We start from the raw sequence: 13,474 nt of genomic DNA on the forward strand, positions 1-13,474 counted from the left end.
AGGCGGGGGGTCAGTGGGGGGCGGGGAGGGTGGTGGACCAGAGGGGGGTGCCGGTGCGGTCGCGGAGGTGGACGGTGAGGTCGGCCGAGTGGGCGTCGATGGTGACCTCGCCGAAGTGTTGGAAGCCGTCGGCGGGCGAGGTGTTCGCCACGGGCGGGGCGTTGACGAAGACCGCACGGGGGCCGAAGGTCCCGTCGAGGGCGTTCGGGCCGAACGCGCCGGCGTGCGCCGGACCGGAGACGAACTCCCAGAACGGGGTGAAGTCGCGTACCGCCGCACGGGCCGGGTCGTAGTGGTGGGCCGCCGTGTAGTGCACGTCGGCGGTGACGAAGACGATCCCGCGTACGCCACCGCGGTGCGCCGCCCGGAGCACCTCGGCGAACTCCAGCTCACGCCCGGCGGGCAGCCCGTTGTCGCCCTGCGCCACCCCTTCCTGCGCGGCCGAGCCGTCCGGTACGACCAGCCCGATCGGCAGGTCGTTCGCGATCACCTTCCAGGTGGCCCGGGACTGCCTCAGCTCCCGGATCAGCCATTCCCGCTGCGCCCGGCCGAGCAGCCCCCGGTTCGGGTCGGCGTACGTGTTGCCGTCGTTGGCGTCCTTGTACGTACGCATGTCGAGCACGAAAACGTCGAGCAGCGGCCCGTACGACAGCTTCCGGTAGAGCCGCCCGTCGCCCGGCGTCGGCAGCCACTCGTGGAACGCCTGCCGAGCCCGACCGGCGAGTACGTCGACCCGCTTCTCGGTGTACCGGTCGTCGGTGAGGATCTCGCCCGGATACCAGTTGTTGGTCACCTCGTGGTCGTCCCACTGGTTGATCTGCGGCACCTCGGCCGCGAACGCCCGCAGGTGCTCGTCGAGCAGGTTGTACGCGAACTGCCCCCGGTACTCGGCGAGCGTCTCGGCCACCTTGCTCTTCTCCGGGGTGACCAGGTTGCGCCAGATCCGCCCGTCGGGCAGCGTCACCGTCTCGGCCAGCGGCCCGTCGGCGTAGACGGTGTCGCCGCTGCACAGGAAGAAGTCGGGCCGGACCGCCCGCATCGACTCGAAGATCTTCATCCCGTCGAAGTCGGACGAGAGGCCCCAGCCCTGGCCGACGATGTCACCGGTCCAGACGAACCGCAGGTCGCGGCGGCGTCCCGCACCGGGGGCGGTGCGCAGCGACCCGACCAGGGGTTCGCTGAGCAGGCCGGGCCGGTCGAGGCTCTCCACCCGTACCCGGTAGTGCAGGCGCTCGCCGCTGGGCAGGTCGCGCAGGCGTACCTTGCCGGTGAAATCGCCCGACGGTGCCAGCAGCGGCCCACGGATCCGGCGGGCGCCACGGAAGTCGGGCCGACGGCTGACCTCGACGTGCAGCCGCCCGGCGCGATCCGCCCGGGTCCAGACCACGGCCGAGTCGGCGGTCGCGTCGCCGCTCTGCACACCGTGGGTGAGCACCGGCCGTCCGCTGGGCCGCCAGGCCGGGGCGGCGGCTCCGCCGGCGGACGCGCCGAGCAACGCTCCGCCGGCGAGTCCGGCGCCGCTGACCAGTCCGGCGCGCAACAGGGTACGTCGGTCGAGCGAGGTCATTCGATTCCTCCACGGTCGGGTGGGGCGGTGACCACGGTTGTCTATCGACCGCAGATGGCTCGCCCACCCGACCGAGGTGACCGGTGTCCGAACTGGATGCGAACGACCGGATGCCCGGTTGCCCCTCCGGTGCCGTCATCCCCCGCACCCGACCGTCCGGGGCGGCGGAAACCGGAGCCACGGTTACCCGCTCAGCACCCGGCCGAGCCGGCGGGCCTCGGTCACCAGCCGACCGCTGCCACCGCGCCCGGCAACCTCGGCCAGCAACGCCGCAGTCCCGCCGGACGCGTCGACGACGGAGGCGGTGGTGGTGGTGGCAGTGGCAGTCACGGTCGCGTCCGTCGGCTGGGCGGTCGCGGTCTGGGCGCCGAGCGCGAGCAGGTCCGGGCCGCCGCGCGGGGTGGCGGCCAGCACCGCCGGCAGCGCCGCCTCGATCGCCGCCCAGACCTCCGCCCGCGCACCGGCCCGAGCCGCCTCGGACAGACCAGCCACCACCCGGGTCAGCTTGATCGTGCCGTCGGCGGCGAGCGCACCCAGCTCCCGGCCGAGGGCCGCCCCGTCGAGGTCCCCGGCGCCGGCCAGGGCGAGGAACGCGTCCACCGCAGCGACCCGGTCCGCCTCGTGCCGGGCCGCCAGGGTGTAGGCCAGCGCCAGCGTCATCGCCGGCCCGACCGGGCCGGCGGCCTCGGCGAGCAGTGGCAGCAGTTCGGCCCCGCGCTGGTCGGAGTCGGCCAGCCCGGCGAACGCGGGCAGCGCCCACGCCGCGACCACCTCCCGATGGTTCGGCAGCACCCCCGCCCAGAGCTGGTACTCCGGGTCGCTCAACCGGAACTCCGGCCGCTCCGGCGGGTCGATCTCGAACAACTCCCGACCGAGCGGCCCGTGGTCGGCCGCACCCGGCCGGAGCGCGACCACCACCCGACGCTCGGGCAGTTGAGCCAGCTCCCACTGGGCGAACCGCCGGGTGGCCGGCCGCCGCTGTCGCACCCGGACCGAGACCGGAGCCGGTGCACCGCCGTCGGTGAGCCAGCGGGCCAGCCGTACGCCGGCCGGCGACCGCAGCACGGCGGCCCGGCTCAGCGCGTCACCGTCGATCTCGCTCGGCAGCCGCAGCAACGCCTGTTCGAGGTCGAACCGCCACGGCTGCCAGCCCGCCCGTTCGGCCTCCGCGAGCCGGTCGACCAGCACCGTCGCGTCGAGCTGACCGTTGGCCCGGGTCGGTGTCGCCACCAGCGTCGGCACCGGCTGGTGCCGGGTGTAGACGGCCATCTCGGCGACCCGCAGGGCCATCACCTGCTGCGGCCCCGGCCCGTATCCGGTGGTCAGCAGTCCGGCCGGTGCGCCGCCGAGCGCCGCCCGGACCATCCCCACCCCGCGCTGCCAGCCGGAGAGCCGGGCGTCGACGCGTACGGCGGCCCGGATCGCCTCACCGAGCAGCTGCCGGAGTCGGGGGCCACCTCCCCACACGTGCCCGGACATGAACTGTGTCTCGTATCGCTCCAGCACCGGCAGGAGCGCGTCCCGCAGGTGTGCCGGGTCGCTCGCACGACAGGTGACCAGCCCGGCGAGCACCCGTTCCCAGCCGACCAACGAACTCTGGTCGTGCACCAGCGCGCCGATCTCCTCGGCGAGTTCGGCGGCGCCTGTCACCGGTGGCGGCATCGGCGCCGACACCGGCGGCAGCGCGACCAACGGCAACCCGGCCGGTACGTCCACCGCCACCGACGCCGACGACTCACCGAGTACGGCGGCGGCCCGCCCCGGCAGGTCACCGACGAGTACGGTGGCCAGTTCGGCGAGCCGGTCGCGGACCGGTGCCTCGATCCGGGCGGCGTGCCGCAGCACGATGGTCAACGCCCGCTCCTGCACGTCGAGGGCCTCGTGTCCGAACGCGACCGCGACCGTCTCCAGCACCTCACCGACCCGGTCCCGCTCCCGTTTCGCCACCCGGTCGAGCCAGCTCAGTTGCGTCTTGACCAGCATCTTCTCCGGCCGGGCCAGCACCTGGCCGCTGCCGTGCAGCAGCGTGTCCAGTTCCAGCCGGCCGCTGTCGTCCAACCCGCGCAGGGCCCGCTGGGCGAGCACGGCGACGGTGGAGTGGGCGTCGGGCAGCAGTCGGACGTACCGGTTGACGCGCTCGGTCAGCTCGGCGTCGGTCGGGGCCAGTTCGTCGTGCAGCACCACGAACGCGCGCAGCGCCCCCACCCGGTCCCCGCGCAGGAACCGGCCGAGTACGCCGTCGAGCAGCATCGCCCGGTCGACGCGTCCCTCGGCGGCGAGCGCCGCCAGCGCGTACGGCATCGCCGGACGCTGTTCCCAGCGCCGCTGATCCTGGTCCCAGACGCGGCGGGCCAGTTCGGTGCCGAGCCCGTCCACCTCGAACAGCCGGGGCAGCAGGGCGTCGAGGTGCGGGTCGGACCGGAGTCGGTCGAGCAGCGGCACCCGCGCGTCGCCGAGGTGCCACGCCTGGACGTGCCCGAGCCAGCCCCGGACGAACATGTCGTCGGTGGGTGCGGCGACCCCGGCCTCGGCGAGCAGCCCGGCGACCAGTTCCCACTGTCCCGGGCTCGGGTCCCGGTCGAGTTTGGCGGCGAGCCGCCGGGCCAGGTCCCCGAGCCACGGCAGGTCCCGCACCCGGGCCATCTCGACCATCTCGCCGAGCGGGATGTCGCCCCACCCGTCGCGGACGTCGCGCCGGGTGAGCAGGGCCGAGGTCCGGGCGGCCGACGGCAGGCAACCGAGTGCGGCGACCGCCACCGCCGCCGCCGGCCGGCGGGTGCCCCACCAGCGTTCGGCGGGCAGTCCCTTGACGTACGCCTCCAGTTCCGGGCCGAGGGCTCGGCGCTGCTCCTCGGTGCCGCCCCGGAGCAGCTTGCCGACCACCTCGACCTGGGCCAGCCCGATCGCGTGCTGCAGGTCCGGCCAGTTCAGCTCGGGTTCCCGGTGGATGACGCTCACACCGGCACCTCGGACGGTTCGGTGGCGGCGGTGACCAGCCGGACCGCGAGGGCGTGTTTGCACGGCCCGCGCCCGCCCCGGTACTTGGCCCACCAGGGGCAGGTGCACGAGGAGACACCGTCGGTCCACCGGACCCGGTACGTCTCCTCCCCGCTGCGTACGGTCGCCAGCTCGCCGTCGACGCGCACGTTGCCCGCGTCGACGAGTGCCCGCGCGCCCACCAGCCGGGGGTTCATCCGCTCGGCGGCCGCCCCGTCGTACGGCAGCACCCGGTGGAAGTAGCCCGCCTCGGCCACGTCGTAGCCGACCCGTCCGGCGGTGCCGAGCTGGGTCAGCGCGGCGCGTACCCGGTCGACGGGGAGCCCGGCGGCGGTGGCGAGCGCGCCGATGTCGATCGTCGGGTCCCAGGAGAGCAGCGCGCTGACCAGGTCGGCGTCGTCGCAGACCTCGTCTGCGGCGAGCGCGGCGAGCACCGCTCCCTCGCCGGAGAAGCCCCGGTGCGGTTCGGGTGACAGGGTCAGCGACAGCCGCAGTGCCGGCGTGCTCAGCTCCCAGGTGCTGGCGACCGGACCACTGCCCGTGCGCACCGCCGGCCCGTACGCCCGCAGCGTGGTGGCGAACCGCAGGAACGGCCGCAGCGCCGCCAGCCGGCCGGCACCGGGCAGGCAGACCGCGCCCGGCACCGCGCGTGAGGTGAGCCGCAGGGACCGCCCGGCCGGCACCACCCAGAGCACCGAGCGGTCCGATCCGCTGGGCAGCCGGCGCAGGAACGCGGTCGCCTCGGCGCCGCCGACCTCGACCCGGGGCTCGAACGGGGCGGTGATGACCTGTGCCTCGGCGAAGCCGCGCAGCCAGCGCGTGGGCAGCGGCACCTTCCGTTCGACCAGCGGCCCGTCGTCGATGGTGGTGACGGTGAGGTCGTCCGGACCGACGGCGACGTGCATCGGGTCGTTGCCGCCGATGCCCGCCAGCGACTGCCGCAGCGGCGGGTTGACGTCGACGTTGGTGGTGCCGTGGCTGGTGATCGCACCGTCGAGCCCGGCCGGGAGCACGTCGAGCCGGGCGTAGACGCCGCAGCAGCCGGAGAACGACTCGAACCGCAGCCGGTCCAGTCCACCGGTGACGACCGGGTCGAGACTGGCCGGGCTGACCGGCTGGTAGTAGCGGGTCCTGGCCACCTCGGCGACCGCGAGCAGACCTACGGCGGCCGGCTCGGGGGTGGTCAGGAAGCCGTCGAAGAACCTCGGGTGGGCCGTCGGCCCACCCGAGGTCTGCAGGGTCAGTTGCCGGTCGTCGGGGGTGAGCCCGGACGGGCGCAGATATGAGTACGTCGCCAGCGTGGCCATGCCGCAGAAACTAGTCGTCCGGTACGACAACCGGACACAGCCGTCACGGCACCCGACCGGCCGGTCGGCGACGGCGCGGAGGTCAGCCCAGTTCGGGGAACCAGAGCCCGATTTCGCGCTTGGCGCTGTCGACCGAGTCCGACGCGTGCGCCAGGTTCTCCCGGTTCGACAGGGAGAAGTCGCCGCGGATCGTGCCGGCCACCGCCCTGCGCCCGTCGGTGGCGCCGACGAGGCCGCGCACCACCTCGATCACCTGGTCGCCGGAGAGCACCACCGCGACCAGCGGGCCGCCGGTCATGAATTCCTTCAGCGGCGGGTAGAAAGGCTTCTCGACATGCTCGGCGTAGTGCTGGTCGGCGAAATCGCCGTCGATGGTGCGCAGGTCCAACGCGTCGATAGCGAGGCCCTTGCGCTCGAACCGCGAGAGGATCTCGCCGACCAGGCCGCGGCGAACCGCGTCGGGCTTGATCAGAACGAGGGTGCGCTCGTCCTGGCTGCTGGTGGACACGCTGTTTTCCTCCTGAGCGGGACCGGGTACGGCTGGACCAGGGTGAGCCTAGCGAGCCGGGCGGTGGCGTCCGACGCCGGCCACGTCTCACGGCTGTGCTCTTTCCAATCCTGGCGGATCGGGCCTAGCCTGGCCTTAACCAGGGAGGTCCACTGTGGCAGACGGTGTTCGTCGATCGGTCGCACCCGTACGCAGGCTCGTCGCCGGGGTGTTGGGCACGTTCGCCACTTTTGTCATCCTGTTCGGCTGCGGCATGCCCAGTTGGGCGATCGTCGCCCTCGGGGTGGCGCTGCTGGTGCTGGCCGTCGCGCTCGGACTGGTGACCACCGTACGCAGCGGCGCCCGCGCCTGGGTTTCCGGGATCGCGCACGTGCACAGCGTCTCGGAGCCGCCCGCGTCGTCGGTCTTCGGCCGGTGCGAGCTCCAGATCGTGCTGGACGCGCCGGGCCTGCCGCCCCGGTCGATCCGGGTCCGGGACCCACGGGTGCCGGTGACCAAGTGGCCGGCGCCGGGGACCGCACTACCGATCATGGTCGCCATCGACGACCCCCGGCACGTACGCATCCTCTGGGACGAGGTGCCCACCCATGCCGAGGCTGCCGACCAGGGGGACCTGCCGCCGGAGTTCGACGAGGATCTCGACCGGCTCGGCGACGACGGGCTGATCGAGGAGGACGTACCGCCGTGGGTGCGCCGGGGTTCCGACGACGGCTACCGGACGCCCCCGCCGGGTGACCCGGTCACCGCGGACCTCAGCGACGATCTGCGGGGGCTGCGCGAGGAACCGGTGGTGGTGCGCCAGACGCCGGGCGGGACCATCGTGCTGGAGGGGACCCTGGTCGAACCGCCGGCCGCGGTGCCGCTGCCGCGCCGGGCGAAGCCGACCCCGGGCCCGGCCCGGACCGTGCGCGCCGACGACCCGTACCCGGACGCGCCTCCGTACCGGGGCGGCGACGACCGGTTGGACACCGACCTGCCGGACCGCGACCGCCACGACGCCGACGACCGGCTCGACAGCCCCGTGGTGGACCGGATCGAGGACCGGGTCGAGGAACGGCACGACGAGGACCACGGCGGCGGGCGCTTCGACGACGACCGCTACGACGAGGACGACAACCGCGCCGACGACCGGCCCGAGGTCTACCGGGCCCGATCCGGGCCGGGGGTGGCCGGCTCCGGACCGGTACGCCCGATCGACGACCTTGACCTCGACCTGGACCTCGACCTCGGCGACCGGTCGCCGCAACGCGACCGCTCCCCCTACCCCGAGGCGACGGAGGACCGGCCGGCCGTGTCCGACGACGGCCGGGCCCCCGAGGACGACGCCGACCTGCTCGCCGGTCTGGTCGCCGACCCGCCGAGCGCCGAGGTGGGCGGGTCGGGCCCGATCCACGGCGTCGGCATCACCCTGCTCGTCACGAACCTCGACCGTTCGGTGACGTTCTACCGGGACATGCTGGGCTTCTTCGAGATCGACGGTGGCGACGGCAACGCCGTACTGGCGTCCGGCGCCACCCGGATCGTGTTGCGGGCCATTCCGGACGTCGCGCCGATCAACCGCCGCCTGGTGCACCTGAACCTGGAGGTCGGTGACGTCGAGGCGGTCTACGAGGATCTTCGGGCCAAGGGGGTGCGGTTCACCTACGCACCGAGGGCGGTCAACCGGGGCGCGAAGCTGGAGCTGTGGGCGGCGGCGTTCCGTGACCCGGACGGGCACGGCATCGCCCTGACCCAGTGGCGCGGTCGCCAGGCCGGCTGACCGGTCCGGCGCCGGGCCCGGTCAACCCAGAATCGTCCGGCGTACGTGCAGCACGTACACCCAGACCAGCGCGAAGATGACCCCGAGCACGCCCAGCGACCAGTGCAGGAAGCTGGACAGCAGCAGCAGTCCCTGCAGCACCGTTGCCGCGCGCCAGGCCCACGACCGGGCCAGCAGCCCACTGAGCAGGACCGCGAACACCGCCAGCGCGACGATGACCCCGATCGCGGTGCCGCTCAGGTCGCCGCCGACGAGTCGGATCGGCTGGATCGCCAGCAGCAGCACCAGCATCTCGATGACCAGGGTGCCGGCGCCCAGGCCGCGTACCGCCCGGACCGGGTTGCGCAGCCCCGACGGCCGCCCGCTCCCCTGCACCGTCACCGCATCCGGTGTGCCGGCGTCGGAGACCGGCGTGGCCGCGTCCGTTTCGGGCTGCGTTGCTTCCCGCTCGGGTGTCATCGTCGCTCCGGTCTCATCGCTTCAGCAGCCGCCGCGCGTCGGCCACGGTGACCACGGACCCGGTGACCAGTACGCCGACCCCGCTCAGCTCGGCCTCGGGGTTCGACTCGGCGAGTTCCACGGCCAGCTCGATCGCGTCGGGCATGTCCGACGCGGTCGCGACCCGCTCCGGGCCGAAGATCTCCTCGGCCAGGTCGGCCAGTTGTTCCACCGGCATCGCCCGGGGCGACGTGTTCCGGGTGACCACCACCGTGTCGACCACCGGTTCGAGGAGTTCCAGCAGCCCGGACGCGTCCTTGTCGGCGAGTACGCCGACCACCGCGACCAGCCGGCTGAACGCGAACTCCTCCTGGAGGGTGTTGACCGTCGCGGCCATCCCGTGCGGGTTGTGCGCGCCGTCGAGCAGGATCGTCGGGGCGGACCGGACCCGCTCCAGCCGGCCGGGTGAGCTGGCCTCGGCGAAGCCCTCGCGGACCGCGTCGATGTCGAGCTGCCGGTCGGCACCGGCGCCGAGGAACGCCTCCACGGCGGCGAGCGCCACGGCGGCGTTCTGCGCCTGGTGCGCGCCGTGCAGCGGGATGAAGATCTCGTCGTAGACGCCGCCGAGTCCCTGGATGGTCAGCACCTGGCCGCCGACCGCCACGGCCCGCCGCAGCACACCGAACTCGCTGCCCTCGCGGGCGACGGTGGCGCCGACCTCGGCGACCCGCTCCAGCAGGGGCCGGGCGGCCTCCTCCGTCTGGGTCGCCGAGATCACCGTGGCGCCCTTGTGGATGATGCCGGACTTGGCCAGCGCGATGTCCTCGATCGTGTCGCCGAGCCACTCGGTGTGGTCGAGCCCGATCGGGGTGATCACGGCGACGCCGGCACCGAGCACGTTGGTCGAGTCGTCCGCCCCGCCGAGGCCGACCTCGACGACGGCCACGTCGACCGGCGCGTCGGCGAAGATGGCGAACGCCAGCGCGGTGGTCATGTCGAAGTACGTCAACGGCTCACTGGCCCGTACGTCGACCAGCCGCGCCAGCGGCAGCACCTCCCGGTACGCGTCGACGAACCGCGACTCGCTCACCGGTTCCCCGTCCAGGCTGATCCGCTCCCGCACGGTCTCCAGGTGCGGGCTGGTGTAACGGCCGGTGTGCAGGCCGAACGCCCGCAACAGCCCGTCGATCATGCGCGCGGTGGAGGTCTTGCCGTTGGTGCCGGTCAGGTGGATCGACGGGTACGCCCGCTGCGGACTGCCGAGCAGGTCGAGCAGTTGCTCGATCCGACCCAGGTCAAAGACCATCCGGGTGAAGCCGCGTGCCTCCAGTTCGGCGTCGACCTGGTTGAACTCGTTACGGTCGCTCACGCGAGTGCCTCCAGCGCGGCGGCGATCCGGGCCAGGTCGGCCTCGGCGACGGCCAGCCGATCCTTGATCTTGTTGACGACCGGCTCCGGCGCCTTGTCCACGAACGCGGGGTTGCCGAGCTTCGCCCGCGCCTGCGCCGCTTCCTTCTCCGCCGCCGCCCGGTCCTTCTCCAACCGGGCCCGTTCGGCCGCCAGGTCGATCGAGCCACGGGTGTCCAGGGCGACGTTCACCCCACCGGCCACCGCCAGTGTCGCGCTGGCGGTGAAGTCCGGACCACCGTCGGACAACCGGACCAGCGAACGGATCAGCGGCTCGTGCCCGGCGATCCCGGCACCGGCCAGCCCGTCGAGCCTCGCCGCGACCCGCTGCGCCGGCCGCAGCCCCTGGTCGGAGCGGAACCTGCGGATCTCGGTCACCACCCGTTGCAGCATCACCAGCTCGGCCTCGGCGCCGTCGTCGACCAGGGCCGGCTCGGTCACCGGCCAGTCGGCGGTCTGGATGGTGTCCCGACCGGTCAGCGCGATCCACAGCTCGTCGGTCACGAACGGCGCGATCGGGTGCAACAGCCGCAACACCTGGTCGAGTACGTGCCCGAGCACCCGGCGGGTGACCGCGGCCGGCTCACCACCGGCGGCCAGCACCGGCTTCGCCAGCTCGACGTACCAGTCGCAGACGTCGTCCCAGGCGAAGTGGTAGAGGGTGTCGCAGACCTTGGCGAACTCGTACGCCTCGAACTGCTCGTCGACCTCGGCGACCACGTGCTGCAACCGGGACAGGATCCACCGGTCGACCGGGGAGAGGCTGCTCGGGTCCGGCAGCGGACCGTCGACGTTCGCCCCGTTGATCAGCGCGAACCGAGTCGCGTTCCAGAGCTTGTTGCAGAAGTTGCGGGAGCCCTGGCACCAGTCCTCGCTGACCGGCACGTCCGCACCGGGGTTGGCGCCCCGGGCGAGGGTGAACCGGGTCGCGTCGGCACCGAACCGCTCGATCCAGTCCAGCGGGTCGATGACGTTCCCGAACGACTTCGACATCTTCTTGCCGTACTGGTCGCGGACCATGCCGTGCAGCGCGATCACCTCGAACGGCGGTTTGCCGTCCATCACGTACAGGCCGAACATCATCATCCGGGCGACCCAGAAGAAGAGGATGTCGTAGCCGGTGACCAGGACACTGGTCGGGTAGAACTTCTCCAGGTCGGCGGTGCGCTCCGGCCAGCCGAGGGTGGAGAACGGCCACTGCCCGCTGGAGAACCAGGTGTCGAGGACGTCCTCGTCCTGCCGCCAGCCCGGCCCGGTGGGCGGCTGCTCGTCCGGCCCGACGCAGACGACCTCGCCGTCCGGGCCGTACCAGACCGGGATCCGGTGCCCCCACCAGAGCTGGCGGGAGATGCACCAGTCGTGCATGTTGTCGACCCAGGCGAAGTAGCGCTTGGCCAGCTCGGCCGGCTCGATCCGGACCCGCCCGTCACGGACCGCGTCACCGGCCGCCTGCGCCAGCGGGGTGGTGTTGACGAACCACTGGAGGGAGAGCCGGGGCTCCACCGTCGTACGGCACCGCGAGCAGTGCCCGACCGCGTGCACGTACGGCCGTTTCTCGGCCACGATCCGGCCGTCCTCGCGCAGCGCGGCGACGATCGCCGGCCGGGCCTCGTATCGGTCCAGCCCCTCGAACGGCCCGGGGGCGGTGATCACCCCGCGCTCGTCCATGATCGTGAGCGAGGGCAGCCGGTGCCGCTGGCCGATCTCGAAGTCGTTGGGGTCGTGCGCCGGGGTCACCTTCACCATGCCGGTGCCGAAGGTCGGGTCGACGTGTTCGTCGCCGACGATCGGGATCATCCGGCCGGTGAGCGGCACCTCGACCTCGGTCCCGATCAGGTGCCGGTACCGCTCGTCGTCGGGGTGTACGGCCACCGCCGTGTCACCGAGCATCGTCTCGGCCCGGGTGGTGGCGACCACCACGTCGTCGCTGTACCGGATGGAGACGAGTTCACCGTCGTCGTCGGTGTGCTCGACCTCGATGTCCGACAGGGCGGTGAGGCAGCGCGGGCACCAGTTGATGATGCGCTCGGCGCGGTAGATCAGGCCGTCGTCGTACAGCCGCTTGAACATCGTCTGTACGGCCCGCGACAGGCCCTCGTCCATGGTGAAACGCTCGCGGTCCCAGTCGACCGAGTCGCCGAGCCGGCGCATCTGGCCGAGGATCGCCCCACCGGATTCGGCCTTCCACTGCCAGACCCGTTCGACGAACTTCTCCCGACCGAGGTCGTGCCGGGAGAGGCCCTGGGCGGCGAGCTGCCGCTCGACCACGTTCTGGGTGGCGATACCGGCGTGGTCCATGCCCGGCAGCCAGAGCGCCTCGAAGCCCTGCATCCGCTTGCGCCGGATCAGGGCGTCCTGGACGGTGTGGTCCAGAGCGTGGCCCATGTGCAGTGAACCGGTCACGTTCGGCGGCGGGATGACGATGGTGAACGGCGGTTTGTCACTGTCCGCGGACGCCCGGAAGTGGCCGGCGGCTACCCACTGCTCGTACCGTCGCTGCTCTACCTCACCCGGCTGGTACTGCGCGGGCAGGGACGGGACGGCCGTGCGTTGGGTATCCAGTGTCTCGGTCACCCTGAAAGTCTACGGAGGCCCCGACCGGGACCGTCGTGGACCACCACCGGTTGGGCTACGGTGTCGGTCATGTCCGACGCGAACCTCTTCGATCGCCCTTCGGCCACCGATCCGGTGCCGGTCGACGTCACCCCGGAACCGTACGACATCACCCCCGGTTTTGGATTTGACGACGACCGGGAGGAGAAGGAGCGGTCGGGTCGGCCGTCGCGTCGTCGGCTGATCGCGCTCGGGGCGGCTCTGCTCGTCGGGGTGGCCGGCGCCGCACTGCTCGGCACCCTGGGTTGGCGGGTCGCGCAGCAGAAGGACGCCACCCTGGCGACACCGGATCAGCTCGCCGGCCTCACCCTGGACGGCAGCGAACGGGCCAGGAGTACGGCCGACTACCTGCGTAGCGGGTTCCTCGCCGACATCGAGGTCGACCAGAGCATCGCCGCCGTGTACGCCGACCCGGCCCAGCCGGATCGGTCGGTCCTGCTCTTCGGCGGTACGACGTTGATGTGGCAACCGGAGCAGGATCTGGATCGCCTGTTCAAGCTCGTGGCGGACGACTCCGGCCGGATCGACGGGCTGCGGGAGGTGCCGGCGGGTGAGCTGGGCGGGGTGCTCAAGTGCGGAACCAGCCACCAGGGCGACGACCTGACGGTCTGCGGTTGGGCCGACCATGGCAGTGTCGCGTTGGCGATGTTCCCGGGCCGTACGTCCGACGAGGCGGCGCCCCTGATGCTGGAGATCCGCTCTGCCGTACAGACCCGTAACTGACTGCGTGCCGTCGAATTCGTTCATGATTCGACGGCGGAAACGCAACACGTCGTGGCCGGAAAACAAGTTAGGGCCATCCCGAAGGATGGCCCTAACTGAAAATTGTCCGGCGGCGTCCTACTCTCCCACACCCTCCCGAGTGCAGTACCATCGGC

The 13,474-nt window shown here is 72.5% G+C and carries 9 protein-coding genes; 2 read left to right on the top strand and 7 right to left on the bottom strand.

Annotation, left to right across the window (positions count from 1 at the left end):
• Positions 1–10 precede the first annotated feature (10 nt).
• The 4 genes from ACZ6QQ_RS34790 to ndk all read right to left on the bottom strand — a co-directional run bounded on the left by ACZ6QQ_RS34790 (position 11) and on the right by ndk (position 6,379).
• Positions 11–1,567: an alkaline phosphatase D family protein gene (locus ACZ6QQ_RS34790; RefSeq protein ID WP_465882133.1), complete on the bottom strand. Its 1,557-nt coding sequence runs from the start codon at positions 1,565–1,567 to the stop codon at positions 11–13.
• A gap of 183 nt (positions 1,568–1,750) precedes the next feature.
• On the bottom strand, positions 1,751–4,525 hold the full coding sequence (locus tag ACZ6QQ_RS34795; RefSeq protein ID WP_465882135.1) for a hypothetical protein: 2,775 nt from the start codon (positions 4,523–4,525) through the stop codon (positions 1,751–1,753).
• Positions 4,522–5,871 carry an SWIM zinc finger family protein gene (locus ACZ6QQ_RS34800; protein ID WP_465882137.1) on the bottom strand — a complete coding sequence of 450 codons (1,350 nt, stop codon included), beginning with the start codon at positions 5,869–5,871 and terminating at the stop codon, positions 4,522–4,524. The genes ACZ6QQ_RS34795 and ACZ6QQ_RS34800 overlap by 4 nt, the downstream gene beginning before the upstream one ends.
• A gap of 82 nt (positions 5,872–5,953) precedes the next feature.
• Positions 5,954–6,379, bottom strand: a complete 426-nt coding sequence (gene ndk / locus ACZ6QQ_RS34805) for a nucleoside-diphosphate kinase (protein ID WP_465882138.1) — start codon at positions 6,377–6,379, stop codon at positions 5,954–5,956.
• Positions 6,380–6,533: 154 nt separating this feature from the next.
• Here ndk and ACZ6QQ_RS34810 point away from each other — a divergent pair, with 154 nt between their 5' ends.
• Positions 6,534–8,138: a VOC family protein gene (locus ACZ6QQ_RS34810; protein WP_465882140.1), complete on the top strand. Its 1,605-nt coding sequence runs from the start codon at positions 6,534–6,536 to the stop codon at positions 8,136–8,138.
• Positions 8,139–8,159: 21 nt separating this feature from the next.
• Here the strand turns inward: ACZ6QQ_RS34810 and ACZ6QQ_RS34815 are convergent, their stop codons facing one another.
• Genes ACZ6QQ_RS34815 through ACZ6QQ_RS34825 form a run of 3 tightly spaced genes read right to left on the bottom strand, consistent with a single transcriptional unit; the run spans position 8,160 to position 12,557 of the window.
• Positions 8,160–8,597, bottom strand: coding sequence for a DUF4233 domain-containing protein (locus ACZ6QQ_RS34815; protein ID WP_465882141.1), 438 nt, complete (start codon positions 8,595–8,597; stop codon positions 8,160–8,162).
• 13 nt (positions 8,598–8,610) lie between these two features.
• Positions 8,611–9,882 (bottom strand): bifunctional folylpolyglutamate synthase/dihydrofolate synthase, encoded by a 1,272-nt coding sequence (locus ACZ6QQ_RS34820; RefSeq protein WP_465882156.1) that lies wholly within the window; start codon positions 9,880–9,882, stop codon positions 8,611–8,613.
• Between the two features lie 59 nt (positions 9,883–9,941).
• On the bottom strand, positions 9,942–12,557 hold the full coding sequence (locus ACZ6QQ_RS34825) for a valine--tRNA ligase (protein WP_465882143.1): 2,616 nt from the start codon (positions 12,555–12,557) through the stop codon (positions 9,942–9,944).
• A gap of 69 nt (positions 12,558–12,626) precedes the next feature.
• On the opposite strand from ACZ6QQ_RS34825, the gene ACZ6QQ_RS34830 reads away from it, so the two are divergent.
• The gene (locus ACZ6QQ_RS34830) at positions 12,627–13,319 is read left to right on the top strand and encodes a hypothetical protein (RefSeq protein WP_465882144.1); all 693 of its coding nucleotides are present in this window, start codon (positions 12,627–12,629) and stop codon (positions 13,317–13,319) included.
• Positions 13,320–13,474 lie beyond the last annotated feature (155 nt).

Source organism: Micromonospora sp. NPDC049529 (assembly GCF_055586685.1).

Bases quoted from the DNA above. Each gene is read 5' to 3' on its own strand.
- ACZ6QQ_RS34790 (WP_465882133.1), bottom strand. From the start codon at position 1,567: ATGACCTCGCTCGACCGACGTACCCTGTTGCGCGCCGGACTGGTCAGC.
- ACZ6QQ_RS34800 (WP_465882137.1), bottom strand. From the start codon at position 5,871: ATGGCCACGCTGGCGACGTACTCATATCTGCGCCCGTCCGGGCTCACC.
- ACZ6QQ_RS34815 (WP_465882141.1), bottom strand. From the start codon at position 8,597: ATGACACCCGAGCGGGAAGCAACGCAGCCCGAAACGGACGCGGCCACG.
- ACZ6QQ_RS34820 (WP_465882156.1), bottom strand. From the start codon at position 9,882: ATGGTCTTTGACCTGGGTCGGATCGAGCAACTGCTCGACCTGCTCGGC.
- ACZ6QQ_RS34830 (WP_465882144.1), top strand. From the start codon at position 12,627: ATGTCCGACGCGAACCTCTTCGATCGCCCTTCGGCCACCGATCCGGTG.